Origin of the sequence: Sphingobacterium micropteri, from assembly GCF_014692515.1 — a bacterium.
In the GTDB taxonomy this organism is placed as follows: domain Bacteria; phylum Bacteroidota; class Bacteroidia; order Sphingobacteriales; family Sphingobacteriaceae; genus Sphingobacterium; species Sphingobacterium micropteri.
In genome coordinates this window covers 344185-369993 of sequence record NZ_JACOIK010000003.1, presented here as the reverse complement: position 1 = coordinate 369993, position 25809 = coordinate 344185, and the positions used below count along the sequence as shown (strand labels likewise).

General features: G+C 39.1%; 28 protein-coding genes and 2 tRNA genes. 18 read left to right on the top strand and 12 right to left on the bottom strand.

Going from position 1 to position 25809, the window contains the following annotated elements:
* Positions 1–45 precede the first annotated feature (45 nt).
* Entirely contained in the window at positions 46–312 is a 267-nt protein-coding gene (locus H8B06_RS05700) for a helix-turn-helix domain-containing protein (RefSeq protein WP_190993327.1), read from the bottom strand.
* Between the two features lie 55 nt (positions 313–367).
* On the opposite strand from H8B06_RS05700, the gene H8B06_RS05695 reads away from it, so the two are divergent.
* From H8B06_RS05695 to H8B06_RS05675, 5 genes are all read left to right on the top strand, one after another.
* A complete protein-coding gene (locus tag H8B06_RS05695) occupies positions 368–772 on the top strand; it encodes a hypothetical protein (protein WP_190993326.1) in 405 nt (134 codons plus the stop codon).
* Positions 702–971, top strand: a complete 270-nt coding sequence (locus H8B06_RS05690) for a hypothetical protein (protein ID WP_190993325.1) — start codon at positions 702–704, stop codon at positions 969–971. The genes H8B06_RS05695 and H8B06_RS05690 overlap by 71 nt, the downstream gene beginning before the upstream one ends.
* Before the next feature lie 132 nt (positions 972–1103).
* The gene (locus H8B06_RS05685; RefSeq protein WP_190993324.1) at positions 1104–1427 is read left to right on the top strand and encodes a hypothetical protein; all 324 of its coding nucleotides are present in this window, start codon (positions 1104–1106) and stop codon (positions 1425–1427) included.
* Between the two features lie 376 nt (positions 1428–1803).
* The gene (locus H8B06_RS05680; protein ID WP_190993323.1) at positions 1804–2193 is read left to right on the top strand and encodes a VOC family protein; all 390 of its coding nucleotides are present in this window, start codon (positions 1804–1806) and stop codon (positions 2191–2193) included.
* An 86-nt stretch (positions 2194–2279) separates the two neighbouring features.
* Positions 2280–2777, top strand: coding sequence for a DinB family protein (locus tag H8B06_RS05675; RefSeq protein WP_190993322.1), 498 nt, complete (start codon positions 2280–2282; stop codon positions 2775–2777).
* A 334-nt stretch (positions 2778–3111) separates the two neighbouring features.
* Here the strand turns inward: H8B06_RS05675 and H8B06_RS05670 are convergent, their stop codons facing one another.
* On the bottom strand, positions 3112–4026 hold the full coding sequence (locus tag H8B06_RS05670) for an Rpn family recombination-promoting nuclease/putative transposase (RefSeq protein ID WP_190993321.1): 915 nt from the start codon (positions 4024–4026) through the stop codon (positions 3112–3114).
* A 292-nt stretch (positions 4027–4318) separates the two neighbouring features.
* Between H8B06_RS05670 and H8B06_RS05665 the strand changes: the two genes are divergently transcribed.
* Complete coding sequence (locus H8B06_RS05665) at positions 4319–4744, top strand: nuclear transport factor 2 family protein (RefSeq protein ID WP_190993320.1); 426 nt, start codon at positions 4319–4321, stop codon at positions 4742–4744.
* A gap of 133 nt (positions 4745–4877) precedes the next feature.
* Here H8B06_RS05665 and H8B06_RS05660 read toward each other — a convergent pair whose 3' ends face one another.
* The gene (locus H8B06_RS05660; protein ID WP_190993319.1) at positions 4878–5303 is read right to left on the bottom strand and encodes a GNAT family N-acetyltransferase; all 426 of its coding nucleotides are present in this window, start codon (positions 5301–5303) and stop codon (positions 4878–4880) included.
* A 135-nt stretch (positions 5304–5438) separates the two neighbouring features.
* Here H8B06_RS05660 and H8B06_RS05655 point away from each other — a divergent pair, with 135 nt between their 5' ends.
* The 3 genes from H8B06_RS05655 to H8B06_RS05645 all read left to right on the top strand — a co-directional run bounded on the left by H8B06_RS05655 (position 5439) and on the right by H8B06_RS05645 (position 8041).
* Positions 5439–6089 (top strand): histidine phosphatase family protein, encoded by a 651-nt coding sequence (locus H8B06_RS05655; protein WP_190993318.1) that lies wholly within the window; start codon positions 5439–5441, stop codon positions 6087–6089.
* Between the two features lie 90 nt (positions 6090–6179).
* Entirely contained in the window at positions 6180–7154 is a 975-nt protein-coding gene (locus H8B06_RS05650; protein ID WP_190993317.1) for an arsenic resistance protein, read from the top strand.
* A 461-nt stretch (positions 7155–7615) separates the two neighbouring features.
* Positions 7616–8041 (top strand): nuclear transport factor 2 family protein, encoded by a 426-nt coding sequence (locus H8B06_RS05645; RefSeq protein WP_190993316.1) that lies wholly within the window; start codon positions 7616–7618, stop codon positions 8039–8041.
* A 181-nt stretch (positions 8042–8222) separates the two neighbouring features.
* Here H8B06_RS05645 and H8B06_RS05640 read toward each other — a convergent pair whose 3' ends face one another.
* Positions 8223–9317 carry a Fic family protein gene (locus H8B06_RS05640; protein ID WP_190993315.1) on the bottom strand — a complete coding sequence of 365 codons (1095 nt, stop codon included), beginning with the start codon at positions 9315–9317 and terminating at the stop codon, positions 8223–8225.
* Between the two features lie 413 nt (positions 9318–9730).
* Here H8B06_RS05640 and H8B06_RS05630 point away from each other — a divergent pair, with 413 nt between their 5' ends.
* Both H8B06_RS05630 and H8B06_RS20905 read left to right on the top strand, forming a co-directional pair.
* On the top strand, positions 9731–9937 hold the full coding sequence (locus tag H8B06_RS05630; RefSeq protein ID WP_190993313.1) for a hypothetical protein: 207 nt from the start codon (positions 9731–9733) through the stop codon (positions 9935–9937).
* The gene (locus H8B06_RS20905; protein ID WP_317170860.1) at positions 9924–10148 is read left to right on the top strand and encodes an NUDIX domain-containing protein; all 225 of its coding nucleotides are present in this window, start codon (positions 9924–9926) and stop codon (positions 10146–10148) included. Before H8B06_RS05630 ends, H8B06_RS20905 begins: the two co-directional genes overlap by 14 nt.
* Positions 10149–10490: 342 nt before the next feature.
* Here the strand turns inward: H8B06_RS20905 and H8B06_RS05620 are convergent, their stop codons facing one another.
* A complete protein-coding gene (locus tag H8B06_RS05620) occupies positions 10491–11234 on the bottom strand; it encodes a CPBP family intramembrane glutamic endopeptidase (protein ID WP_190993312.1) in 744 nt (247 codons plus the stop codon).
* 571 nt (positions 11235–11805) lie between these two features.
* Between H8B06_RS05620 and H8B06_RS05615 the strand changes: the two genes are divergently transcribed.
* Positions 11806–13281 (top strand): aminotransferase-like domain-containing protein, encoded by a 1476-nt coding sequence (locus tag H8B06_RS05615; protein WP_190993311.1) that lies wholly within the window; start codon positions 11806–11808, stop codon positions 13279–13281.
* A 145-nt stretch (positions 13282–13426) separates the two neighbouring features.
* Here the strand turns inward: H8B06_RS05615 and H8B06_RS05610 are convergent, their stop codons facing one another.
* Positions 13427–14182: an SDR family oxidoreductase gene (locus H8B06_RS05610; RefSeq protein WP_190993310.1), complete on the bottom strand. Its 756-nt coding sequence runs from the start codon at positions 14180–14182 to the stop codon at positions 13427–13429.
* A gap of 323 nt (positions 14183–14505) precedes the next feature.
* Here H8B06_RS05610 and H8B06_RS05605 point away from each other — a divergent pair, with 323 nt between their 5' ends.
* On the top strand, positions 14506–15075 hold the full coding sequence (locus H8B06_RS05605; RefSeq protein ID WP_190993309.1) for an RNA polymerase sigma-70 factor: 570 nt from the start codon (positions 14506–14508) through the stop codon (positions 15073–15075).
* A gap of 64 nt (positions 15076–15139) precedes the next feature.
* Positions 15140–15328: a hypothetical protein gene (locus tag H8B06_RS05600; RefSeq protein ID WP_190993308.1), complete on the top strand. Its 189-nt coding sequence runs from the start codon at positions 15140–15142 to the stop codon at positions 15326–15328.
* A gap of 56 nt (positions 15329–15384) precedes the next feature.
* Here the strand turns inward: H8B06_RS05600 and H8B06_RS05595 are convergent, their stop codons facing one another.
* Positions 15385–16338, bottom strand: a complete 954-nt coding sequence (locus H8B06_RS05595; RefSeq protein WP_190993307.1) for a PQQ-dependent sugar dehydrogenase — start codon at positions 16336–16338, stop codon at positions 15385–15387.
* 213 nt (positions 16339–16551) lie between these two features.
* On the bottom strand, positions 16552–17358 hold the full coding sequence (locus H8B06_RS05590; protein WP_190993306.1) for an inorganic diphosphatase: 807 nt from the start codon (positions 17356–17358) through the stop codon (positions 16552–16554).
* A 243-nt stretch (positions 17359–17601) separates the two neighbouring features.
* On the opposite strand from H8B06_RS05590, the gene H8B06_RS05585 reads away from it, so the two are divergent.
* Entirely contained in the window at positions 17602–18183 is a 582-nt protein-coding gene (locus tag H8B06_RS05585; protein ID WP_190993305.1) for a L,D-transpeptidase, read from the top strand.
* Positions 18184–18238: 55 nt separating this feature from the next.
* Here the strand turns inward: H8B06_RS05585 and H8B06_RS05580 are convergent, their stop codons facing one another.
* The gene (locus tag H8B06_RS05580; protein ID WP_190993304.1) at positions 18239–20164 is read right to left on the bottom strand and encodes a DUF3857 domain-containing protein; all 1926 of its coding nucleotides are present in this window, start codon (positions 20162–20164) and stop codon (positions 18239–18241) included.
* 3 nt (positions 20165–20167) lie between these two features.
* Positions 20168–22144 carry a DUF3857 domain-containing protein gene (locus H8B06_RS05575; protein ID WP_190993303.1) on the bottom strand — a complete coding sequence of 659 codons (1977 nt, stop codon included), beginning with the start codon at positions 22142–22144 and terminating at the stop codon, positions 20168–20170.
* Between the two features lie 267 nt (positions 22145–22411).
* Here H8B06_RS05575 and H8B06_RS05570 point away from each other — a divergent pair, with 267 nt between their 5' ends.
* Together H8B06_RS05570 and H8B06_RS05565 are read left to right on the top strand one after the other, a co-directional pair.
* A complete protein-coding gene (locus H8B06_RS05570) occupies positions 22412–23263 on the top strand; it encodes a bifunctional helix-turn-helix domain-containing protein/methylated-DNA--[protein]-cysteine S-methyltransferase (protein ID WP_190993302.1) in 852 nt (283 codons plus the stop codon).
* Positions 23260–23868, top strand: coding sequence for an alpha-ketoglutarate-dependent dioxygenase AlkB family protein (locus tag H8B06_RS05565; RefSeq protein ID WP_190993301.1), 609 nt, complete (start codon positions 23260–23262; stop codon positions 23866–23868). The genes H8B06_RS05570 and H8B06_RS05565 overlap by 4 nt, the downstream gene beginning before the upstream one ends.
* A 424-nt stretch (positions 23869–24292) precedes the next feature.
* Here the strand turns inward: H8B06_RS05565 and H8B06_RS05560 are convergent.
* Positions 24293–24377 (bottom strand) — tRNA-Ser (locus tag H8B06_RS05560).
* Between the two features lie 207 nt (positions 24378–24584).
* On the opposite strand from H8B06_RS05560, the gene H8B06_RS05555 reads away from it, so the two are divergent.
* Positions 24585–24658, top strand: a tRNA-Arg gene (locus H8B06_RS05555).
* 51 nt (positions 24659–24709) lie between these two features.
* Here H8B06_RS05555 and H8B06_RS05550 read toward each other — a convergent pair.
* The gene (locus H8B06_RS05550) at positions 24710–25753 is read right to left on the bottom strand and encodes a ferredoxin--NADP reductase (RefSeq protein ID WP_190993300.1); all 1044 of its coding nucleotides are present in this window, start codon (positions 25751–25753) and stop codon (positions 24710–24712) included.
* Between the last annotated feature and the right edge of the window lie 56 nt (positions 25754–25809).

The window sequence follows — 25809 nt, the reverse complement described above, 5'->3', positions numbered from 1 at the left end:
GGTAGCAAACCGCCTGCATGCACAGGCATTGATGTATATAATAATCTACGACTTGTTTCTTTTTTCCAAAACGCGTATGACTGATAGGTCGGGGCGCTCCAACTCATAGGAGTCTATTCTGTCTATAAATTCGTAAATATCGAGGTTATAGAACCGACAGAGGCGAACCATCATAATGAAACTTACTTCACGCCAGTCACGCTCTATCTTAAGGTAGGTAGACACCGTGGTTCCAGCTCCTGCAGCGGCTTCAGTAGCGCTAAGCCCCCGCTCTGCACGAAGATCTTGTAGAGCATTCCCAATTGTTCCCATGGGACGAATTTAAAAAATGTAAACAGGGAAACATAAAATAATATACATTTGAGCTATGATTATTGATCCCAACGATTTGAGTGAATTCGATGATACACCTGATGAGAACTTATTAGGACTCTCCTATCGGGATTTACTGGCGCTACAGATATTTCCTTTTGCACAGACTTCACCACTGAAAATCAGAAAGCATATTCCAGTGGAGGTGCTGGACAAGCTGCCTTTCTTTAGGCTATGTGAAGATTTACTGACGATAGTTGCTCGTGAAAAAAGCCTGAAGCTCACACCCAAAGGTAACCTTCCTTTGAAGTTCGTTAGAGAGTTATACGATCATGGAGCTATTCCGGACGAAGCCATTGAACTAGGAATTACCAAGAGTTTCAGGGAAAATGAAATTATATCGATATATGCTGCGCGACAGGTTTGTACCTTGGCGGGACTACCTGTCGTTTTTCCCTGAACTGATTGAGGCCTTTGGAAATGATTACGCTACTCCGATCATACAGTTTTTGAGATGCTTCGAAGTTAGGGTGTTCTACCGTTTTAATGATTGGTGGGGATTTACGGAAACGACAAACAATAAGCATTCCGAAGCCAATACCACGAAAACAACATCGCTATTACCGGCTGTTTTAGAGTTTGCTCGTCGTGGTTCTTAAAGACTTCTATAAAAATTTCCTCTTTTGTTATTCTTGTAACTTAACGCATCGTTGCATAGCTGTGTGTCAAGCTCTACAGGAAACTCTCATCGTCAAAAAATTCTTTCAAACTGTAGCCGATAGTTAAATGGTTTGGAACGTAAAGACGTGGATCGGTTGATGGATCCTATACGACTGATTGCCTTTATCGAAGAAAGGGGTGTTTGGAATAGATCGGATGTTGTGGGAACCCGTCTGTATTATTCGTTCTTGATCAAAGCTTTATCAAGGAGCAATATCCTTAGCCACATTGGTTGGGATAGGAAAAGAAACATCAAATTGATCAATGTACCGAATACGATAGAATTATTTACTTGGCTCTTTGGTAGCCGAACGAAAGAAAAAAACACTATTATCATGGAGCCGGACGCCGACCTTGATAAGCTAAACTGGTACTGGATAGCGAAAATGCTCTAAAGTCATTAAGATCATCAAATAATCTGGAAGAAGCCTATATCTATGCAATAGAAAGCCGTTTTGCCCTACGCAGAAAGCTGATACAGATTGATGAAACCATACGATCGCTAATTGCGGAATCTAATGAAGTTCCTTACCCTGATCCGCATGTAAAGACAATTGCAAAATCGATACGTAACACGGCTGACATTTTAGTACGTGAACTGGAAAATAAATCAGAATAAGACATGGACGAAAAATTTATAACAGAAATCAGAGGAATGTTTGAATCGCTCCATGAGCGAATGCGGCAAAACCTTCATTATTTTCATTTCCTGTCTTATGCGAAGTCAATTAAAATTGAATACGCGTAAAATTGTATTATAATAGACGACGTATGATAACAAAAGTAGCTCAAATAACACTTCTAGTCAAGGATTTAGAAGAAGCGAAAAAATTTTATATGGAAAAACTAGGTTTCAGCGTATGTACAGACCAAATGTTTTCTCCAGATTGGCGGTATCTTACTGTTGCTCCGCAAAAAGACAATGCCACGGTTTTTGAACTTGTTAAAGCTAAAAGGCCCGAACAGCAGAAGTTGGTCGGCAATCAATCAGGAGGACAGATTTTTGTCATGTTTCAATCTAACGATATCGAAGGCGATTATATAGCGATGAAAGAGAAAGGTATCGTCTTTCACGGAACTCCAACGACTGTGCCGGGAGGCAAAGGTGTTGGTTTTGAAGACTTATATGGAAATCAATTTGATTTATATCAGCCGGATTAGGCGAATGATATGATCGGCTTACCGCCGTAATCAATCTTCACACTCATCTGATTTTGAACTAATTTTTCAAAATATTATAATGAAATATGGAAATCAAGGTAGTTTTTCAAGAAATAACCGACGAATTCATTGTAGTAATGGAGATGTTGGACGAAAATGAACTTAATATGAAACCGACAAACGGAGGCTGGTCCCCTGGGCAAATTGGAGACCATATACACAAATCCTATGCTTCTGCGGAAACAATGATCGGACGTACAGAATTGACGCTCCGCGAGCCTGATGAAAAGATACAGCCCATCAAAGATATTTTTATGGATTTTACGATAAAGATGGAATCGCCTATCGAGATATTACCATCGGAGCAGCGCCTTGACAAATCGGTTTTACTGTTCGATTTGCGAGATCGTATTGTACAGATTAAAGAAATTATCCATACAAGGGACCTTTCCAAAACCTGTCTCGATTTTGTTATCCCTGAATACGGTGCGTTTACTAGATTGGAATGGGCTTGGTTCAACACCTATCATACACAGCGGCATTTGCATCAGTTAAAAAACACCATTCACGCTATCCCTATATGATAAAGGGAACTTCTCCGTTCTCTCTACCTCCTCTTTTTTCTAGAAGATAAGGGTTCAAATCTTTTAGGTAATTTGCCAAAAATTAGTTTGGACATTAGAAGTGAACCTGCTCGTTAAACAATTCCAAAGATACAGCTGACTAAGGTTCGAAGCTCAGCGTTTTGATCTTTACGATAATAACATATCTATGTCATCCTGTTAATATGTGTTAAATATACACTAAGTTGACACTATATCCCAGTACTTGTCGTTATATTTGTACTTCATAATTTAGGTTAATAATTGGTTAGTTAGTAAAAATCCTGAAGCTCCCCGCTTCAGGATTTTTTTGTTATTATTTTAGTTTTTCTATTTCTTCAGCCGATAAACCGGTAGCTTGGACTATATCTTCCACAGCCATATCCATGTTTTTCAATTTTAAAGCAATGGCAAGAGCGCCTTCTTTTAGACCGTCTTCTCGACCTTCTTCCCGCCCCTCTTCAAGCCCCCGCTCTCTCGCCTTTTTCTGCTCCAAAATGGCCGTCTGGCGGATTGACTCCGCATCCCACTTATTCTTCAAACTTGCATCGTACATATCGCGTTCCTCCTTGTTTAGTTTACTGTATGCTGCAATGGCAAATAACTTTTCAAAAACCGGCTTCCGTAGATAGGTGGGCAGCTTGTCCATTTTGGACATGTTCTTCAGAACATGCAACCACCTGTCCAGATCAACGGCCAGTTCCTGTTCGCCTTTGGTAAAATTAATCAATTCGATATAAATAAACCCAAGATGTTCGTAAAAAACTTCGCCTGAATACCTGTTGCATAGACAGATGTCATGGAGGTAATTGCTGCTACCCTCGCTCCCGGGCATAGGAAAGCCGTCCATCAGGACGATCACATATACCTCACTGATCGTATAGCCCCATCCTCTCCTGTTCCCTTTGGGTGCCTGGTCTGCGATCAGTTTGCTACCGTAGTACAGCATACGCTTTTTTAAATTCGTCTGCGGGGTCCGCTGGACCTCGATAATGAACTGTTCGCCGTCGCTGGCCGTGCACGTCAGGTCAAATATGACCGTACCGACTTCTTCGGTGTCGCCTACGTGTTCGTTCTTGTTGTAATAGAGATCCTCGATAAGTTTCCGTCCCTGGAATAGCTCGTTGAGAAAGGAGATCAATAGATCCTCGTTCGTCTCGGTTCCGAATATACGCTTAAAACCGAAGTCGGTCGTCGGATCGATAAATACAGGTGTTGCCTGTTGCTTCATAATAAGTAAATTTTGATGTACATAATTCTGATAACTGTAAAGCAAACTTAGGTAGTAGCACCCCTGAAAGCCGGTAAACAAACGCGTATAGTCGTTTAAAAACGGCTATGGATTGTCGGGGCATGGACAGAAACGAATTGAAAATGCATTCACCGATTTTTTTACCGCAGTTACCGAGAAATGCGGGAGCTTGGTCTAATCGTTATTCGGTAAATAGGCCTGCTGCCCTACCTTTGAGATATCAAATAAGAAATAGAAAAAATATTATACATAACACATAAGAACTACAGATATGAGAACGACATTGAAAACCATAGCAGCAGCATTGATCATGGTAACATCGCTGAAGTCCTTTGCTTCGGAAAAAGCCAATCCTTTGAAAGATGTGGAATCAAGAATAATTCTGAATACTTACCTGGATGCTGTTACCGTGGGTAGCATCGACCTGAACAAGTTCCTTTTTGCAGATGATTTCCAGTACAGCAACGTGAACAACAACGACCGTGCGGGCAAAAAGGAATACATCAAATATCTGAAAGCCAACAAGGGCATGCAATATGACTGCGAGAGCAGCTATGAGATCCTATCGCAGGATGGAAAGGTATGCGTAGCCAAAGCAACAATGGCCTTTGATAACTTCACCCGCGTAGACTACATTACGTTGAACCAGGGAAAGGACGGCTGGAAAGTAAGCAAGGTGGAAACAATCTATCCATAGAAGAATTTAATTTTTTGTTTCAATAGTGGGACATGTCGTGAGATATCTCCCAATGTTTAGTTTAGTTAGCAAAGCCTGCATATGCAGGCTTTCTTTGTCTGCCACAATAGCAGGAACTCCTGCAAACTACGTATTAATGCTTCAACACATAAATAGAACTATCCTTTATTCTAAAACCAAGATTTTCATAAAGCTTGCGAGCAGCAGTACGGTGGCTTTCCGTAAATAAAAGCACTTCCGTCAAATTCATTTTACTAGAATAGTCGAGCAGATGTTCTATCAATTTCCTACCGATTCCTTTACCTCGATATGCATTATCAACAACGACATCTTCTATCCAACCTTTATGTCCGGATATAACACAGTAGACAGCCATTGACGCGATACCAACTAGATTCCCGTCTTGAAAACCTCCTATGAGATAAACGCCATTGTCCACCCGCAAAACTTGGGAAAGATCCTGATATTTTTTACCGGGACTTAGCTGCCGATATAACGCTATAATTTCTTCTCGAATAGTATTGTCAATATTAGAAAGATCTAGTGCTTTAATTTCCATAGTTCAACGTGTGGTAATAAATAACCAAACATAATTAATTGATTTTTCAGATGCAAATGCTATAGTTCTTATCTATATTCTAAATTGTATAAAATTCACTACATTGTGATTCATCGTTTTAAACATAATTATAAAATGCAATCAAACACTACAGCAATAAAAAGAAAAAGTATTATAACTATTCAACATCCCGAATCCGTGCATCATAACAATGGAATGGTTGGCTCATGGACAGATTGGGAACTCTCGGAAAAAGGGAAGCGCTTAGCGGAAAATATTTCCACTCACTTGATGCAAACGATTCACCCTGAAAGCTACGTTATCTATTCTTCTACTCTTAAGAGAGGGGTGCAAACAGCTGAAATTGTAGGAAAAAAATTAGGGCTGTCTCCTAAATTAACAGCGTCACTAAAAGAACGGGGGCTTGGAGCAGCTATTGGCAAATCTATACAATGGCTCAAGGACAATATGGAACAAGAAGAGTTAACGGTTTATGATAAGTGCTTCGCTGATGCGGAATCAAGATATGATGTTTGGAAAAGATTACTACCGTTCTATGAAGATATCATCGCTAATGACGAAGAAAATATAATCATCGTATCTCATGGCGATACATTAAGTTTATTTAATGCTATGTGGCTTAGATTGGAAATAGAATTGCTCAACAAAATTGACCTCTATGGAACAAGCGGGGGTGTTTCTTTTTTGTATCAAAATAATAGGGGTAAAAGAATAATCAAAAGATTAAGTGATACATCATTTATGTATCCTATTGCAAATCCTTAAATAAAAAATCCTGAGGCAGCTAACATTTAAGGCTTGAACTGACAGGTCTAGACGATGCAAAAGAATTTATAAACAGAACTTGGAATTTGGATGATTAAACGCGAAAAACTTGAAGAAAAACAAATCAGCATCTATATCATAACAATCATCATAAGTGTTATTGTAGGGCTAAATTGGAATAACAGCAGCTTTCTTGAAAGGGCTATTGAGCCGATAATCGGAATTTTGCTTTATAGTATGTTTTGCCAAATTCCATTTTTAGAATTAAAGAAAGCATTCAAAAACCGTTCATTTTTCAAAGCCTTGTTATTCAGCAACTTTGTTTTAATTCCTTTGCTAGTATGGGCATTGATAAGTATTTTTCCGACAACGCCAATCATAACACTTGGAATACTTTTGGTGTTGCTAACGCCCTGTATTGATTATGTGATTGTTTTTTCTCACTTAGGCAAGGGTAATTCCAACGCTGTTTTAGCATCTACACCCTTGCTGTTCCTTTTTCAAATGTTATTGTTACCGCTGTACTTATGGCTTTTTCTCGGAAAAGATACGATAAACATCATTGAGGTAGCTCCATTCGTGAAAGCGTTTCTTTATTTAATCGTTATTCCGTTTTTGCTTTCGATTGGAACACAAATCGCATCCAAATCAAACAACAAGGCAGGAAAAGCGATTTTGGATTTTTCGGGGTGGCTACCTGTTCCGTTTATGGCTTTGACCTTTTTTGTGGTAATTGCATCGCAAATAGCGATATTGTATAATAATCCCGAAAACATTTTGAAGGTTGTCCCCATATATATAGCATTTGCCGTAATTGCACCATTCATTGGGAAGTTATCGGCAAGATTATTCAAAGTTGACACGTATGATTCGAGGGCTATTTCATTTTCGACAGGTACAAGAAACTCATTGGTAGTTTTGCCTTTAGCACTTGCATTACCTGCCCCGGAAAACCAGTTGGTGGCTGTCGTAATTGTAACCCAAACCATTGTTGAAATTTTCTTTGAGCTAGTTTATATAAAAGTAATCCCAATTTTGACAAAACAAGAAGAAGCAATAAGATAATAAAGGAAATACTGCATAAATGACGAGCATCCTGTTAATATGTGTTAAATCTACACTTACTAGAAACGAAATGGGTGCTTTAGTCGTTATATTTGTACTTCATAATTTAGGTTTATAATTGGTTAGTTAGTTAAAAATCCTGAGGCTCCCCGCTTCAGGATTTTTTTGTTCAGTAACGGACACCTGCTGTCCGCCGGTGAACATCCGGAAACCTCCCTAAACACACAAACACCTTTAAGACAAAGCATTGAATACTTTGGCAACCGGCTTGCAATGCTTTTGGCATGAACAGACAAGTAGATATCTGCATAATGCATTCACCGATTTTTTTACCGCAGTTACCGAGAAATGCCGGAGCTTGGTCTAATCGTTATTCGGTAAATCTACCCACCGCCCTACCTTTGAGATATCAAATAAGAAATAGAAAAAATAATATACACATCACATTAAAAACTACAGATATGAAAACGACATTGAAAACTATCGCAGCAGCATTGATCATGGTTACATCCCTAAGCTCCTTTGCTTCGGAAAAAGCCAATCCTTTGAAAAACGTGGAATCGGACATGGTAATTGGCTCCTATGTGGATGCTGTTACCGTGGGTAGCATCGATCTGAACAAGTTCCTTTTTGCAGATGATTTCCAGTACAGCAACGTGAACAATAACGACCGTGCGGGCAAAAAGGAATACATCAAATACCTGAAGGCCAACAAGGGTAACAAATATGACTGCAAGAGCAGCTACGAGATCCTATCACAGGATGGAAAGGTATGCGTAGCCAAGGCAACGATGGCCTTTGATAATTTCACCCGCGTAGACTACATTACCCTGAACCAGGGAAAGGACGGCTGGAAAGTAAGCAAAGTGGAAACGACTTATCCATAGAAGAATTTTAGATTTTTGTTTCAATAGTGGGACACGTCGTGAGATATCTCCCAATGTTTAGTTTAGTTAGCAAAGCCTGTGGATGCAGGCTTTGATTTTTTACAATAATCTAGGACTTGTTTTTTTCCAAAACGCGTATGACAGCTAGAGAGTGATATTTGGGATGTTTTCAAGACGAACACTACCAATTAAGCTCATAATTGGTACTTCTGCCCCCTGAATCTGTCTTAGATAAAACACCTCTATTTACTAAATCCGTAATATCGCGTAGAGCAGTATCCGCAGAAACTTTTGTCATCTTTGCCCATTTTGACGAAGTCAGATTTCCTTCAAAATTATCCATTAATTTATTCAACATCATTCGTTGCCTAGCATTACTGATATTAGCATTGTTTTGCATCCAAAAGTGATGTTTTCTCACTACTTTATCGATTATGGTATTAGAAGAAATAATTGCTTGTTTGAGACAATGTAAAAACCAAACTATCCAATTGGTAATATCCGTATCACCTTTTTGCGTTTTTTCCAATACGGCATAATATTCCTTACGTTCTTGCTTGATTTGTGCAGACATACTATAAAAACGCTGATTGACACCATCCGCTTTCGACAATTGCATATCTGTTAGTGCGCGAGCTATACGTCCGTTTCCGTCATCAAATGGATGTATAGTCACAAACCATAAATGTGCAATAGCAGCTTTTAAGACTGGATCTATAATAGAATCCGTATTAAACCAAGCCATGAGATTTTTCATTTCTTCTTCGAGCCGTTCAGCTTTTGGTGCTTCAAAATGTACAACTTCTCTTCCCATTCCTCCTGAAACGACTTGCATATCACCTCTTCTCCATCGTGCCACGTCAATCTTATACAACCCACTTCTTCCAGTTGGAAATAATGCACCATGCCAGCCGAAGAATCTTTCTTTGCTTATAGCTTTATCTGCATTTTGTGTGGCGTCGAGCATCATTTCTACTACACTATCGATATGACGATCAGAATTTACTAAACCTGAATTGTCTAATCCCAATCGAATCGCTATCGATGAGCGTACTTGTTCTGGGTTAAGTATTTCCCCCTCTATTTCTGAGGATTTAACAACATCTAGGATGAGCGTTTCTAAGTTTGCTTCGTCTCTTAGTTCGAACCCCAGTAGCTCTACTTTTCCAATAAGCTTCCCTTGGAAATGCCGAACCTCACTTAATAGATTGAGTATCTTTTCATCTTCCCACTGGAAATCGGCCCAGTTATGTCGTTCGTGTATATAGACTGCCATGACCTCAAAATTATATGCGGTAAATATAAGCATTATTTACCGCAAAAAAAGCGGAGAATAAGCTGATCATTCTCCGCATAGCTGCGAATCGAAAATTCTACTGGAAGCTTTCCTCGTCAAAAAATTCCTTTAAACTGCAGCGTATGGTTAAAACCAGTTTCTCGAGATTGCCTTACGCAGAAAGTTGATACAGATTGATGAAACCATACGATTGTTAATTGCGGAATCTAATGAAGTTCCTTACCCCGACCCGCATGTAAAGACGATTGCGAAATCGATACGTAACACGGCTGACATTTTATTACCTGAACTGGAAAATAAATCAGAATAAGACATGGATGAAAAATTTATAACAGAAATCAGACGAATGTTTGAATCGCTCCATGAGCTAATGTGGTAGGATAAAAAACCAGATGAAGGAAGCTAAACTTTCAGAACCTCAATTCAAAACAGATGGGATGTTTACTGTAATTTTACCAAGAGTAGTAGAAAAAAGTTCGGGGAAAAGTTCGTGGAAACTTCTTCCTGAAAATTGCAGTGACAAAAGAACTGCTAATCCAGAAGGCATCCGCAAAAATTGGAAAGAGTTTCCTAAAGATATTGGAAATGGTATACAATAATCAGTATATTACCATACCAGAAATGGCGAAAAGTATAAACATTACTGAAAGGGCTTATCTTTACTACATGCTACACGTTACCTGCGCCATTATCGAGCACCAAGGAAAAGTACTAATCTGCCAACGCTCAGCTTCTATGAAGCTTTCGCTGAAATGGGAGTTTCCCGGGGGTAAGGTTGAAACTGGGGAAAGCAAAGAAAAAAATGCTTGAAAAGGGAGATTGCAAATGGAAAGGCGGTTCGTTAACTATTGTCGAACACGCGCAGGCTATTTGGGTTTCTTACAATGACTAAAAAACTATGACTGGGCGGAGGCGGATGTGCCGGTAGTAAAGGAACACTACAGATACGACGAGGTTCTTGTTAATATGTGTTAAATATACACTTCCAAGAAACGAAATGCACACCATTGTCGTTATATTTGTACTTCATAATTTAGGTTTATAATTGGTTAGTTAGTTAAAAATCCTGAGGCTCCCCGCTTCAGGATTTTTTATGTTATTACGTTTCTAATAAGTGCTTTCTACATTCTATTTTATGGAATAGAACATGTGTCACTTTTCCTTTGTTACTCCAATATGTCTAGAGAAAGTCCATCCGCGTTTGTTCCAAAATAGATATAACAACAACCAACAAAAACACATAGCAATTATGGGAATATAGGAGTTGGCTGGTAACGGAATGTTAGTCAATACACTGAAACTAAAGTGCAGAGCGATGGCACTAACTAAGCTTTTGGTTCTTTTTGTTACCTTCAATGCCAAAAAACTGCCGACAAGCAGAACCAAAATAAAAACAAATTCTTTCTGAAGGGAATACGGACCATATAGGAAGGATAAATGCCATAGATACCATATAATACCAATTACGACAGATTTCGCATAATCATTCCAAGAAATTAGTTGCTGAAGATAGCCACGCCAACCGAATTCTTCGCCAATAATATAGAGAAGCCACATACCTGAAACTTTCAGTGCAAATAGATGTGTATCGATTCCCTCCTTGTTGCTAACGCCTAGATACACAACTGCAGCAATAGGGACAGCAAGGAATAACAATGACTTCGTGACAGAATTCCCCCACAAACCGAGCATTATCTTTTTATTTCTGAACAGAAAGCTACAAATAAAAGCCGCTACTATAGGTCCTACCCCGACCAACATACTCATACCATAAAAGCTTCCGTACGGCAAACGGAAAAGATCCAGCCAATCCGGTGAAAAAAGCCTGAAAGGAAAAGACAATAACATTGCAATCGTGGCGTAGACCACTATAATTAGTACACGCTGATTCTTCATGTGGATGGAAAATATGTAGTATATGGTTTTACTATCGAATTCACGGTTTAGTCTGTTAAATTTCCGCAAATTTAACAATACAGCTATGATAACGCTAAGTTTTGTAAACTTAGTTATATTTCCTTCATTTTAAGCTCTCCGTCTCAGGAGGTAATGAACTAGATAGAGTTGTTTTTGGAGATGAGGTTGTTTAGGTAGGAATACCATTTGTAGAAATAACTTAGGGAGTATAGTTAGTTAGGTAAGGAGTTAAATCAAAACCTCTTCCTCGAGATGTTTTATCAGATATTCGTCCGGATTATCCATCATGATTAGTTTGTGTGTTTACCAACAGTAGTAGAAAAAAGTTCGGGGAAAAGTTCATCTCCCAATGTTTAGTTTAGTTAGCAAAGCCTGCGAATGCAGGCTTTGATTTTTTTGTTGTCGCTCAAATCCTAGTAAATAATCAGCGCGCTGTCTTTGTACATCGAAACTAGCTTAGCACCATATAATTCTTCCAATGCAATAGTAATAAGCAAAATTTCTCGTAAATTATGCCGCATTAGTTTATACGTCGAGTGCTAGGTTTTATATGGCAGTTCAAACATTACCTTTTAGTACCCTCATTGCTGTCGACAGACAGTCGGCAATCCCCATTTTCAGACAGATCGCTAACAGTTTGATAAAACTGATAAGAAAAGGAAAAATAAAACCTGGCTATCAATTGCCAGCAACTAGGGATATGGCGTCAATGCTAAAGTTGAACCGCACAACGATTGTCGCTGCTTATGAAGAGATGCAGATTCAAGGCTGGCTTGAAGTAATAAAACGAAAGGGTAACTTTGTCACACAACATTTACCGCTAACATGCCCTAAATCATTTGAAGAGAATAAGCAAGAAAAATTCTTATCGCTGGATCAGAAAATATTTTATCGGCAGATTGCTGTACGGCAACCATTAACCAGGCAGTTGAAACCTTACCAATTGATGATCAATGATGGTTACCCTGATGCCAGAATTGCTCCTTTAGATTTGATAATTGATCGTTACAAATTTTTATCGGGAAGAACGAACGTCCACAATAGACTTTTAGCTGATGGCTCGAAGGGAAGTAATTTACTGCGAACTGAACTTGCTCAGTTTTTGTCCAAAACAAGGGCTCTTGACATTACACCCGAGCAGGTTTTGATCACCCAAGGCGCACAATTGGCAATATATGTAGCTGCCAGCATGATACTCCAGCCTGGAAGCACCGTAGTGGTCGGCGACCTTAATTATCCATTGGCAGATAGGCTTTTTGAACAGTTAGGTGCGAAGCTTATGAGAGTCAAGGTTGATCAGAACGGCATCGATATCGACGCAATTGAGAACATTTGCAAACAATCCGTACCCAGCCTCCTCTATATCGTTCCGCATCACCATCATCCGACAACTGTTACACTCAGCGCTGCAAGGCGAAACAAACTTCTGGATGTTATCCGCCGTTATCGCCTTCCTGTAATCGAAGATGACTACGATTATGACTTTCACTATGAAAATGCTCCAATATTACCTTTGGCCAGTGCGGAACACGACAATTTTGTTCTTTACATCGGCTCAATTTCTAAAACTTTATCTCCAACTGTCCGACTGGGATACCTGATTGGTGCTGAAGATTTTATATGGCAGGCAGCAAAATTAAAGCAAGTTATAGATATTCGGGGTGACGTATTGTTCGAAGAATCTGTGGGTCATCTTTTTAATAGCGGCGAAATGCAAAGACATTTAAGAAGATCTGTTAAGCTATACAAATGCAGACGAGATGATTTCTGCGAAATATTAAATTCTTCGTTAGGAGATCGTGCCAAATTCAATGTTCCTAATGGTGGTATGGCCGTCTGGACATTATTTGACCCTGGATATTCTATACCCGAACTATCAGAAAGGCTTGCTGCTCAGGGCATATACTTGAATGATGGCAGTATCTACAAATATAAGGATGACACCAATGGAATGAGGCTTGGTTTTGCCTCACTTAATACAAATGAAATGCAATCTTTCGCACATGCACTGAAAAAATCCCGATAAGCGTCCTCCCGAATATTCTGATACGATTTTTAGCGGAAGATCTATGTCTTAGTTGAAAGGAAGAATAGTCCGATTTTTAATCTCAAATTCGGACTACTTGCAAAAATGTTCAACAAGAAGAAAATATATACTTTGAGTAATGTTCTTAATATATGGTATCTGAATTTCTTATCCAATCGTCGAACCGTATCTTACCTGGATAGAATTCGCCTGTCGGAACTAATCCGGATTTTGGCATATTATGGAACATATATTTGTCATCTTGATTAGGTACCACTATTTTATCTTCGCCTTTGACCTTCAAATAGTTTTCTACGAAGTTGGTCATCAATCCGAGATCAGGTCCTGCAATTTCAACTATCTTGTTTTTCGGCTGTTCCAAAGCAAACTTTATTATATAATCTACAACATCTTGCAATGCTATCGGTTGATAATCAATGGTTGAAACATGAATATTCCTCCCTTCACCCTGAACAGCAATAATTGTATTTATATGCTCATGGAATTGAGTTGAGCGGATGACTGTATAGGGTATACCAGATTCGATCACGGCATCTTCCTGATATTTTTTTGCTTGCAGATACCCTATGTGTTGTGCCCGGTCTGTGCCGACAATAGAAAGCACGAGATGATGCTTGATATGTGCATGTTTTTCAGCTCCAATTATGTTTTTAGCTGCTGTACGGAAAAAGTTCAAAGCGATTTGATCGTCTGGCGATTGCGAATTAGAAAGATCGAGTACGATGTCAGTTCCCACCAAGGCTTCTGTCAGTCCTTCCCCCGTCACGATATTGATGCCGGATGAGGGCGATCCTACAATTACCTCACTCCCCATACTTTCCAGTTTTTCACATACTCTTTTGCCAACAAGACCAGTTCCTCCGATTACTAAGATTTTCATAATTAACTAATTTAAATAAAACTTCATGAAACAAAAACGAGTCTTTATCAGGCCGTCGTCTTTATTATCTGACTACAAAATAAGGGATAAAAATAATGAGTAAGACCATCCAATATTCGGATTTGCACCAGTCCACACTTGAATTGATTCGAAGCCGCCCGATGAACGACGGGTCTTTTGATTTCTTAAAGTTCATTGAATCAGGGAAAGAAAGGTTAGTATATAGGTTATCTAAAACAAAGTGATGCATTTTTTTAATCAAAAAGCTATATCTTTGACATGAATTTAGTATATGCACGTGAAGCGATACTACCTGAAGTACCATGTCGATTGACTTTAAAAATGAACAGGACGAAAGAGAAAGATGGGCGCTTATCTATGAACGTTTTTACCAGCCGCTCTGTTATTTCTCCTATTCTATTTTAAACGATCCTGAGAAAGCGCGAGATATAGTACAATCTGTACTCGTGAAACTATGGCAGGAAAAAATTGAATTTGAGAATCTGGAGCACCTACAAAATTACCTGTATAAAAGTGTTCGAAATACTTCCATCAATGAGGCTCATACAGCCTCTAACCGTTCGCGTATATTAAAAGGGTTGGCGGAACGCAATCCGGATATCTATAAACAGGACGACCACTTTCATGCAATTGTGAAAGCGGAGCTCTATAAGCGTATCCTTGATGAAGTAGCCAAATTACCCGATAAAACTGCTCAAGTTTTCAAATTGGCGTTTCTGGAACACAAAACCAATCCGGAAATTGCGGAAATGCTATCTATCAGTATCAATACCGTTAAAGTGCATAAGAATAATGCAAAGAAAGCACTACAGCTCGCTTTGAAAGACCTCTACCCTTTAGTCGTATTGTTGTGGTGGGACGTGTTTCGGTAAAAAATTCTATTTTCTACTAATCCTTTTCTAAACCTTACTTGTATTAACCTCAAAACTGTTAAAAATGGCAGAAAGAGATCCGTTTAAAATTGCGGAGAAAATATTTTCATATCGTACTGGTAAACTAGACGCTGCTGAACGTGATATCCTAGAACAACAGATGGCTGCCGATCCAGCGTTGAAAGCACTTGTCGAGGAATTGCACGACTTGGATCACGTACAAAAGGAAATGATTTATTTGTTAGTAATCTAGCCATCTCGCGAATACATACAGAAACCATGAATACAAATCGGCACTCTGCCAAATTCTTATTCGATTTTTCTTTGCAATAGCTCTACTAAACTTCTTACTGTCAGTGTTCTTTCCATCTCTTCATCGGTAATTAATACATCAAATTCTAACTCAACGTCCATAAAAAACTCTACAACGTCTAGAGAATCAAAATTGAGATCATCTACAAAGTGACTGTCTAGTTGTACGATATCAGGAGGAATGCCCATTGAATGAAAAATGAGCTCTTCAACTTGCTCATATAGAGACGCATTCTGATCGTTTCCCCCATTCCCTCCTCCTCCAACGGGAGGGTTATCAGGAATTGACTTGAACTCAGCATAAGGCAATGAAGAAAAATCATTACGCAATATCTTACCTTCTTTACGATTGAGGTCTTGCGCATGATTCTTTCGTCCTACATTACTATACTGCCCCGCTCCCATATCACCCAATGCATAGAAGAGAAAATATTTGCCATCCTGCTGCGCCCATTCCAACCTTCCCCCGTTGTGGTCGTTACTACCTGGTATCTCCTGATCAATCACCTCTTCATCACGCAGTAAATTTGTATGCTCATCATATCGAAAGCGCGATAGTTTGGACATAAAATCGTTTCCTGACAGGTGCTTATAGATATAAGCTAGATACACATAGGGGCTTCCCTCCGTAAATTTAGGATGGAGCACCATCCCCATCAACCCACCTTGTGGCCACGGTTTGTCGTCTACATCTAAGGTGTCATAACGTGGAAATTCGCGAGCCGCACTAAGATCAAGAACCACTTTCATATCCTTCGTCTCCGGGTCAATCCGTAAAACACGATAGGTTTTACTCTCCGTAATCCATAAATGGCCGTCTGCTCCATACGCGATGGACCAAGGATCTGCCAGCTGGGAACGCAGAATAGATCGTTCAAAATGAGGTGTCTGTCCATAAAGACTCAACCCGACTATATAAAAACATAAAAAAGTGATTATTGCTTTCGTCATTCGTAATTGTTATATCCAACTCGACACGGAACCGTTCTGATTATCCTCATAAAACGTCCTAGTAAAGAACGTTGATTAAGAAAATTTGTTTCCAAGGTGTAACGTTCTCTTTAAGAGATTATTTTTGTATGTGAAATTATTTGTGGAAAATCGTATTCTGAATTTCAAAAAATCAATGGCGCTTCTTGGGTTTGATTACACAAATATCTATTCTTATATTATATTCATGCGGGAACTCCGGATGAGGAGTTTATCCTGCTTAAACTGATTTGCTAAATCTGCTTTAAGCTGCGTCCAAAAGACTTCTTCTCCGGTTGAAGACATCACTTCATATATAATCAGCTCGTCTCGTTCATGCCCTTCTTCTGGGTTATCCCAGATACCGGTAACAGGCGAGCGCTGATATACGGTAACACCTCCAAATTTTCTGACAAGCAAATGCCGTAGATCATCAAAATAGTGTTGTGGAAATGCACTATTCTTATTGTTTTTCAGCGGCAGGAAAATTTCGAAAAGAAGCGTTTTCTCCAACCTATCCTGAAACCGGTGAATAAGCTTCCAAGCCTGTTCAGCAGGGATCCGCTTTTCAACCTTAAGCCGTTTCCCTTCTTGTTCGATGTAATTTGTAAAGAATGCTTCCAGCTGCGCCCGAAGTTCTTTCGGCAGATCCCTAAGCGTGTTGACTTTTTCGTATACGAGAGAAACTACAGGTACAGCAATAAAACGATCATTCCGAATCACTTTATCGCTTTTACTGGATTGTGATTGATGAATCACGAACGCACCAATTACCCGGCATTCAACCGCACATGTCGGAAAAGTACTACATTCAGATAAAACTATGACATCCAGGGGATCGCCGTCTCCTCCCTTCGTCCCTGGCAAAAAACCAAAATCAAAAGGAAAGACCATACCTGCCGGTAATATTTTTTTTAGTTTCATCCGTCCATTTACAGGATCGTATGTATATTTTTGACCACTTCCCGCAGGCGTTTCTATAATTACTGAAATCGTGTCCATAATACTGGTATATCCGTATCTTCAACAATTAGGACACCTAAAAGGTTCTGATTAATCCTGATTCTACTTTCCTATAAAATCTGGGATCAGTTTTTGGAAACCTAGTGTAGTATGTTTTCGGATTATAAAGGGGATCTTTCCGACAATAAGCTGACTTTCCGTGAATGCAATATGTGAATGGTCCTCAAATTTGGTTTATTTTTTGCATAGTAGAGCATAGTAGAAAAATTAAAGATCAGAATTATGCATACGACACGCTACATGTTTTTGTTTTTAACGGTATTTTTTTACAGTTCTTGCCGTGATAGAACTCCTACAACTAAAAAAGATACGGAATCTGAAGTACCAGAAACCAGATTGCTGATTAGCATTTCACAACGGCAGCTATATGTAATGGAAGGAGACGACACGATAAAGCGGTATGCGATATCCGTTGGTAAACAGGGACATCCTACACCACAGGGCGAATTCGAAATCCACCAGATCGATTGGAATCCCGACTGGACACCGCCTGACAGCGAGTGGGCACAGGATCAAAGTTACAAGCAACCCGGTCAGGCCGGAAACCCCATGGGGCGAGCTCGCATCATTTATAAAATGCCCTATACCATACACGGCACTACCGATCTGGAATCATTAGGTGAAGCTGAGTCGCATGGTTCAGTACGCATGGCCAATGCAGAAGTAATCGAGCTCGGACGTTTCCTAATGGAACAGTCGGGTACGAAGCGATCCGAGGAGTGGTTCAACCGCGTACTGAGCGATTCTGTGACGATGGAATCGGTGAAGTTGGAGAAGAGTATCCCGCTGACGAATGTGGAATGATAAGTAACTCTACAACAGCCGGTGTAAGTTCTATATGACATATTCATTAAAAAAATTAACGGTTGTCTTTTTTAATAGATAAATTATATTTCCCCCGGTCGGAACTATATATCTCGGTCATAAATTGATAAAATTCTGCATATTTTTCTTGAGGATAAGTCCCCTCTCGGAGTTGAATCATACGATAACTTGTCAATATACCATTTGATATCGCAATGCGTAACTCGTATATACCCATCTCCGTTTCTAGTCGTTTGTTAACCGGCATGGTGGATGTATCTATATCATCTGGCAACGTATAATGCATGATATCTATATCGGTATATCCACGGTTGATATACAATTCGTTTGTTCGGTTTCGCGTCGCAGGTATTGGTCGTGCCTGATTAAATATATTCGGATGTAAAATAGCGTGTGTTCCCGATTTTACCACATAATTTTTTATCGCGAGATCAAGCGTTTCGCAGATGGCGATTGAATCCTTATCCGCTGAAATCATTTCGTAATCAATCTTACGGAAACTGATATGGTCGATATCATACCATTTTTTCGCATTTTTGGTCTGCTCCTGCTGGTTCATAAAGGAATTATAATAATGATTATCAAACTGTCCGCCACTAAATGTAGTTTTCAAACGCCCTTCCAGCGAGCCATCTGCCAATATGTTAAAATGTCCTTCTCGATACTGCAGGCTTGCCTCATGGCTAAATTTGGGCGTACGCATAATCTTCCCTCCCTCCGCAGAACAGGCAATAACGAGCCGATCATCTGTAAAATCGCTTAAGAATCCAAAGGGTATTTGCTGGTTGGTACATTCCAGCCAAGTTGTGTCGTTTTCAAAGGGTATACATAAGATAATATGGTTACCATCAGAGACATTTGCAAAATCGGCAGTGATATCTCTTTTATATGATCCAGCCTCCACAACACAGTAATAGGAAGGAATATTAACGACATCCAATAAGCTCTGCATATAATTGACTAAGGCCTTACAATCACCATATCCCAACCGATCGACTGTTTCAGCGGGAAAAGGTTCGATGCCCCCTATTCCTACTTGAATACTAATGTAACGGGTCTTATCTTGCATGTACTTATATAATGCTTTTGCTTTCTCTTTGGGCGAATCTATATCTTTTGTCAATTCCTTAACACGTTGGACAGTCGCTTCTGGAAGTACACGTTTATCCGCCAATAGATAATCATAATTCCATTTCCCAAATTCTTGCCAGTCCTTAAAATGACCTGTTTTTTTGAAGTATTGAAAGTTTTCCGGAACGATCCTAACACGCGTAGCTTGGAGATCGCGTGGAGGGCTATAAGGTTCAGACCGACGCGCAGGAATATCCTTCAGCTCCCAAGTATATGTTTTCGTCTTTGCATCCTCCTCCACAACAGCTTCTGCTTCATAATTTTGTTGGTGTATGCGAATCCTCTCTGTTGGACGACACGTAAAGACATAGCTGCTCCGTTCAATAGCCACATCGTAAACATAATCCGGAGCCCAAGACGGAATCAACAGGTTTTGATTCTCTTTGATTTCTACGCTGTAAACAATAGTATAAGGGTAGTTGTATACCGCAGGGCTGTAGTCTTTCATCCGCGTATCATCGTATAAATTACTTTGACCAGATGCACTTCTATCCCGAAAGTCTTTCAGTGAAAATTTTCCGATTGAAACACCAAATTCATTAAATATTTCCCCTTTAACGTTTTTTATCTTTCTCGATTTATTATAATACAATTCAATACTCCCGTGTTCCTCTCCGCTCCTATTATGGACAGTCACGGCACGTGTGATCCGCACGGTCACATCGTTAACACTTTTCATATCAATTTCTACACGTTCGTTTCTGACCGTAGCGTCCGCCCGTTCTTTTAAGTGCGCATTAATCAAATCCACCGAATACATATTTTGCCCTCTTAAGCCTAGGTGGATAACACCAGTCAATACTAGGATTAACCATAATTTTCTTGCCATAGCTTATTTTTTAGTGAATGCAAAATCTACTTTCTGATGTTGGATTATTCTAGAATAGAATTCTTTTAGATGAAAATATTCGTCTACTTCATAAATTGCTTTATTCAAAGCCAGTTCTTGTTTAAGCATTAATCTGCCTTCTTCATATTGCGACTGATAGGTATATCTTGCTGCTGATTCTGGGAGCGCCAGAGCGGTATTTTTAGGCTGACGCTCTATATGAAAGCCTTTTGGTAATTGAATAGAAATGGTATATGATTCTTTCTGCTTAGAGCCAAGATCTACAGGATAACTTCTTTCCTCTAAATTAAAAGGATTTTTTGTCATTCTATTTATCAATATAGGATTGAAGGCAAAGTTTTTCTCTCCTATGTTATCAGAGAAATCCATACTAACCTCGTAGCTTTCAACAAGGTTGTTATCCAAACTATCCAATTGATAGATATCTCCGTCCTCAATTTTCATATTGGCAGAATTATTCATCCGTTCTTCGATATAAGTGTTTAATGATGAAAACCTCCGGATATAATTTCTATGGTTCAGTGCATCCAATCCTTGATAGGTTATACGGATATTTCCTTTGAATTGACCTGCTTCATCTATGTTTCCGGTGATATCAAAATGAGTAGAGGCATTAATCTCATTCTCTAGCTTTATCCATTCGGAAGATTTTTTTGAATAGATAATACGACCACTTCCGTTAATACACCGAAGAGGTAAAAGACCGAATGGAAGATTTTCTTCGGATGCATCTAGAAAATAGTTTTTACCGTTCACCCGAACCTGCGCGACAAGATAGTTGAAATCGGAAATGACCGGATGTATAGTCTTGGGAAGACCATTTTCCCGAGTAGATACTAACACAGGATACGCTTCAATTCCCGCGGCACCGCAAGCAGAAATCAGCGCAAGATTGATATCACCAACATTCCCATTTCTTCTTTCTAAAGCTTCTTTTACTCCGAATTGGCTATATTTCCCGTATATTCTATTCCATTTAATCTGGTTTTTGATATAGCGATATATCTTACGAGCCTTAACTTCTTCAGAATCACCATCTGCATACATTTCTGGTAAAATATGCTTGAAATTATTCTCCCGGTTAATCTGCCCTCCAAACGAACGGTTACTCAATAGCTCTCTATCCACATCTTTCCATTCTTTGGTAAGATTCTGACGTGCTCCATTTGTTGAATAATATTGCATAAGCTCGAAGTTGATTGCCGATTTATAGTTTTTCGGAGCCAACATATAGCTTTCTTCATGAAAGGCGGGGATATCCTTCATGATATAGGTTAACTGTGAACAATCCTGTCTACGCCCATTCAGTAAAAAATAATCTTTCAGTAATCTTGATCTTTCGTCGGTTAATTTATAAAAACCTGTCAGCGTTACATTATAGTTGTATAGAGCCGGGATTATTGCTGTATATTCGCTGTAAAGTTTAGGGATATCGTCTTGATATTCCCAGGTCCGGTAGTTAAAAATATCGGGAGATTGTATTTCATATTCAATATCGATAATACAATTCTCCGTAATGTTCGGTAATGTGAATTTACTTAAGTTTACAAATTCATTCATTTTTTCGTGAAAGATAGCCCCTTTATCCATCTCCACCGTCTGTATCTTTCCGTCTATATAATGCGTGTATCCACGAATCTGGCTCACCGTTTCAAATTTATTTCCAATTTTATAAAGTGGAATAACGTAATTGGCTTTATCAAATCCTTCTTTATCCAAAATTTTAATCCGCACGCCATAACGGTGTATGACCCGTAACTCCCGTTCACCGTCGTCCACCTGTATGTCTGATCGTCCTTTTTCTAATATAACCACAGCATGAGATGTCGAATCAATTATCGGCGAACTAGGTATTTCAAAATCACGAAAAGAAATCGACGGCAGCTCATTAGTTTGGGCTTGCGTATTGGCTAAAAGTACTTGGAAAATCCAAACAAGAGCAAAGAATCTATACATCATAATTAGGTGTTTTTTGTGATGTGAATATAACAAAAAAAATATATCTAAAATAGATGTACTATTTTTTTAAATTGCGCACTCATTCGACAAAAGGATTATCCGTAGTTTTTGTGGGGTCGTAAAAACGTTTTCATTTAAAATTTTATTACTTTTAACTGTTACCGGCGACGCTTATCAAATGATGCATATAAATCAACAGGCGAAATTCAGCAAGTTTCGGGTTTTATAGCAGCTATTTTCTGCTGACATTTGTTAAAAATCATACTGATGAACGAACAACAAGAACTCAATTACAACAGAATCGCAGAAGCAATTGAATACATCAGAAATAATTTTAGAGGACAGCCTACGCTTGATGAAATTGCTAGAAAAGTCCATTTAAGTCCTTTTCATTTTCAACGGCTATTTAGTGAATGGGCGGGAACAACACCTAAAAGGTTTCTTCAATATATCAGCATTGAACACGCAAAGACATTATTAAAAGATAAACAAGCAACCCTTTCTGATACCGCTTTTGAAACGGGACTTTCAGGAACGGGACGCCTACATGATTTGTTTGTCAAAATTGAAGGAATGACACCCGCCGAATATAAGAATGGCGGAAAACATCTTTCTATTAATTACAGCTTTGCCGAAAGTCCATTCGGCAACCTCATTGTTGCTTCTACGTCCAAAGGCGTTTGTTATATGGCTTTCTTTACTGATGAAACAAATGCAATAATCGATTTAAAACAAAAATTCCCGAACGCCACATTTCAACGCCAATTAGATGCAATACAACAACATGCTCTATTCATTTTCAAAAACGATTCGAGTAAACTTTGTGATATAAAACTGCATTTAAAAGGAACGGATTTTCAATTAAAAGTTTGGGAAGCACTTTTGAAAATCCCAATGGGGAAACTTTTCACCTATGGAGATGTCGCTACACAAATCGGTAAGCCAAATGCGTCCAGAGCAGTAGGTACAGCTATTGGAAGTAACCCTGTAGCCTTTCTTATTCCCTGTCATCGTGTAATCCAATCATCCGGTAACATTGGTGGTTATATGTGGGGGAGCACAAGAAAAACCGCAATCATTGGTTGGGAAAGTGCAAAAACAAATATGGTGAAAGAATGAAACTATTTGACGAAAGCATTGACAGAACAAAAAATTGGTTGCCACAAGATGGAATTGTAAATTATTACGGGAAGTTGTTCAATCGACAAGATGCTAATTATTACTTCGAAAAATTGTTAATGGCGGTTGATTGGCGGAATGATGAGGCAATTATCTTTGGAAAGAAAATCATTACGAAACGAAAAGTAGCATGGTATGGTGAAAAACCTTTTGAATATACTTATTCTAACACAACCAAAAGAGCATTGCCCTGGACAACAGAAATTTTGGAGCTCAAAAATATAGTAGAAAAAGAAACCAATGAAACATTTAATTCCTGTTTACTCAATCTCTATCACGATGGCAACGAGGGTATGGCGTGGCATAGTGACGGTGAAATTGATTTGAAAAAGAATGGCGCAATTGGCTCCTTAAGTTTCGGTGCTGAACGAAAATTTGCGTTTAAACACAAAACAAGCAACGAGAAAGTTGAATTAACGTTAGAGCACGGAAGTCTGTTGGTCATGAAAGACACTACACAGAACCATTGGTTACATAGACTTCCTCCAACTAAAAAAGTGACAACACCACGAATAAATCTGACGTTCAGAACGATAGTAGAATAAAACTTCTCTCTGGTTTGAATTCAACGTCAAATTCCCCCCCCCCAACCCTTCAGTTCAAATCCCACAACACAAAAAATCCTTTCAGAAATGAAAGGATTTTTCCGCGGAGAGTGAGGGATTTGTTCAGCCCCACAATTCCCATTCTCGACCCTGAACCTTCTAGAATCGAACCCCGTCCAACCCTTCTGGTTCGAATACCTCAGCTAGTTATAGAGATAAACATGGAGACATAAAAAAAGCTCCAACCTTTCGATTGAAGCTTTGCGGAGAGTGAGGGATTTGTTCAGCCACACAATTCCCATTCTCGACCCTGAACCTTCTAGAATCGAACCCCGTCCAACCTTTCTGGTTCGAATACCTCAGCTAGTTATAGAGATAAACATGGAGACATAAAAAAAACTCCAACCTTTCGATTGAAGCTTTGCGGAGAGTGAGGGATTCGAACCCCCGAACCTGTGACAGTTAACGGTTTTCAAGACCGCCGCATTCGACCACTCTGCCAACTCTCCGCGACAAAAGTACAAATTTTCTCTTTTATGCAAAACTTTATTTCAAATTTCCAATACACCTGCAGATGCTCTTTTAAATAGCATATAGCACCCTAGAAACGAAAATATACCTTTGGCATGCAATAAGTTAGTATAGCCTTAACAAAAAATAGTCATTTTATTTTGCAAAATAACCGCAATTGCCTACTTTTGCTACTCCAAAAGGAGGCGCCAATAGCTCAGCTGGATAGAGCAACGGTTTTCTAAACCGTCGGTCACAGGTTCGAATCCTGTTTGGCGTACAAAAGGTGTCGTAAGACGCCTTTTTCTATTATGTGTCTTTGATTGAGATATCACATTACCGCTATCACCGTCCCTTCTTCCAATGGATGCGATACACAAATCAGACAACGGCCATTTTCCACTTCTCTATCTGTTAACACTTCATTGTAATCCATTCGCACACTACCGGCTGTACACTGTGATATGCACGTGCTACACATCCCGGATTTGCAGGAGTAAGGTAACTTGATTTTGTGCTCCAGACCTACTTCTAATACTGTCTTGTTATAGGGAATCGTTAAATTATATTCCGTGCCTTGGAAACGAAGTTTGATATTATAAGGAGTCATATCCACAGCTTCCTCTTCCTTCTCATCATCATCTTCCTCTTCTTCGGGAAAATGGAATGTTTCCTTTTTTATATGATTGTCAGGAAATCCCATGCCCAACAAGGTAAACCTTACCAAATCCATATAGAAAACAGGGCCACAAGTAAAGAACAATACATCGCCGTTTGCGGGCATTTGTCCCTTTACGATATGGATAAGATATTCTCGATTTAGTCGTGCATGCAAAAGATTCTTTGAACTGGAGAATATCCATTCAATTTCCAATCGGTCCGGATATTGCTTTTGCCACTCCAGTAACTCCTCATAAAAGACCGTACTTGCTATTGATTTATTACTATATACCAAGACAACTTTGGTTTTATCTTCCGCAACCAATGCTGTTTTCAAAATAGAATACAGTGGTGTTACGCCAACACCAGCACCAAAAAGAAACAATGTACGTTCGCGATCTCTTTTGGGTTCATAATAGAACAACCCCTGCGGTTCTAATACATCAATAATATCACCTATCCGGGTTTGATGATGTAACAAGCGAGAAATCTCTCCATTATCTACTCTTTTTACCGTGATGGTAAGCGGCTCCTCCACATCGGGTGAACTACTGAAAGAATAGGACCTCCTCACCTCTCTTTCTCCAAAAATGAAAGAGACCGTCAAAAATTGTCCTGCTTTGGGTTTTGGATAGTTTCCAGATAAGTCTTTAAATACTAGTGTAACCGTATCGTTGGGTTGATATATAATGTTCGAAATCTCAAATTTATACATACCATAAAAGTAGCCTAATTCTTGAAACTAGACAAATAGATAGCTTCTATGAGATA

Bases quoted from the DNA above. Each gene is read 5' to 3' on its own strand.
- H8B06_RS05700 (WP_190993327.1), bottom strand. From the start codon at position 312: ATGGGAACAATTGGGAATGCTCTACAAGATCTTCGTGCAGAGCGGGGG.
- H8B06_RS05695 (WP_190993326.1), top strand. From the start codon at position 368: ATGATTATTGATCCCAACGATTTGAGTGAATTCGATGATACACCTGAT.
- H8B06_RS05690 (WP_190993325.1), top strand. From the start codon at position 702: ATGAAATTATATCGATATATGCTGCGCGACAGGTTTGTACCTTGGCGG.
- H8B06_RS05680 (WP_190993323.1), top strand. From the start codon at position 1,804: ATGATAACAAAAGTAGCTCAAATAACACTTCTAGTCAAGGATTTAGAA.
- H8B06_RS05675 (WP_190993322.1), top strand. From the start codon at position 2,280: ATGGAAATCAAGGTAGTTTTTCAAGAAATAACCGACGAATTCATTGTA.
- H8B06_RS05670 (WP_190993321.1), bottom strand. From the start codon at position 4,026: ATGAAGCAACAGGCAACACCTGTATTTATCGATCCGACGACCGACTTC.
- H8B06_RS05665 (WP_190993320.1), top strand. From the start codon at position 4,319: ATGAGAACGACATTGAAAACCATAGCAGCAGCATTGATCATGGTAACA.
- H8B06_RS05660 (WP_190993319.1), bottom strand. From the start codon at position 5,303: ATGGAAATTAAAGCACTAGATCTTTCTAATATTGACAATACTATTCGA.
- H8B06_RS05655 (WP_190993318.1), top strand. From the start codon at position 5,439: ATGCAATCAAACACTACAGCAATAAAAAGAAAAAGTATTATAACTATT.
- H8B06_RS05650 (WP_190993317.1), top strand. From the start codon at position 6,180: ATGATTAAACGCGAAAAACTTGAAGAAAAACAAATCAGCATCTATATC.
- H8B06_RS05645 (WP_190993316.1), top strand. From the start codon at position 7,616: ATGAAAACGACATTGAAAACTATCGCAGCAGCATTGATCATGGTTACA.
- H8B06_RS05640 (WP_190993315.1), bottom strand. From the start codon at position 9,317: ATGGCAGTCTATATACACGAACGACATAACTGGGCCGATTTCCAGTGG.
- H8B06_RS05630 (WP_190993313.1), top strand. From the start codon at position 9,731: ATGAAGGAAGCTAAACTTTCAGAACCTCAATTCAAAACAGATGGGATG.
- H8B06_RS20905 (WP_317170860.1), top strand. From the start codon at position 9,924: ATGGTATACAATAATCAGTATATTACCATACCAGAAATGGCGAAAAGT.
- H8B06_RS05620 (WP_190993312.1), bottom strand. From the start codon at position 11,234: ATGAAGAATCAGCGTGTACTAATTATAGTGGTCTACGCCACGATTGCA.
- H8B06_RS05615 (WP_190993311.1), top strand. From the start codon at position 11,806: ATGGCAGTTCAAACATTACCTTTTAGTACCCTCATTGCTGTCGACAGA.
- H8B06_RS05610 (WP_190993310.1), bottom strand. From the start codon at position 14,182: ATGAAAATCTTAGTAATCGGAGGAACTGGTCTTGTTGGCAAAAGAGTA.
- H8B06_RS05605 (WP_190993309.1), top strand. From the start codon at position 14,506: ATGTCGATTGACTTTAAAAATGAACAGGACGAAAGAGAAAGATGGGCG.
- H8B06_RS05600 (WP_190993308.1), top strand. From the start codon at position 15,140: ATGGCAGAAAGAGATCCGTTTAAAATTGCGGAGAAAATATTTTCATAT.
- H8B06_RS05595 (WP_190993307.1), bottom strand. From the start codon at position 16,338: ATGACGAAAGCAATAATCACTTTTTTATGTTTTTATATAGTCGGGTTG.
- H8B06_RS05590 (WP_190993306.1), bottom strand. From the start codon at position 17,358: ATGGACACGATTTCAGTAATTATAGAAACGCCTGCGGGAAGTGGTCAA.
- H8B06_RS05585 (WP_190993305.1), top strand. From the start codon at position 17,602: ATGCATACGACACGCTACATGTTTTTGTTTTTAACGGTATTTTTTTAC.
- H8B06_RS05580 (WP_190993304.1), bottom strand. From the start codon at position 20,164: ATGGCAAGAAAATTATGGTTAATCCTAGTATTGACTGGTGTTATCCAC.
- H8B06_RS05575 (WP_190993303.1), bottom strand. From the start codon at position 22,144: ATGATGTATAGATTCTTTGCTCTTGTTTGGATTTTCCAAGTACTTTTA.
- H8B06_RS05570 (WP_190993302.1), top strand. From the start codon at position 22,412: ATGAACGAACAACAAGAACTCAATTACAACAGAATCGCAGAAGCAATT.
- H8B06_RS05565 (WP_190993301.1), top strand. From the start codon at position 23,260: ATGAAACTATTTGACGAAAGCATTGACAGAACAAAAAATTGGTTGCCA.
- H8B06_RS05550 (WP_190993300.1), bottom strand. From the start codon at position 25,753: ATGTATAAATTTGAGATTTCGAACATTATATATCAACCCAACGATACG.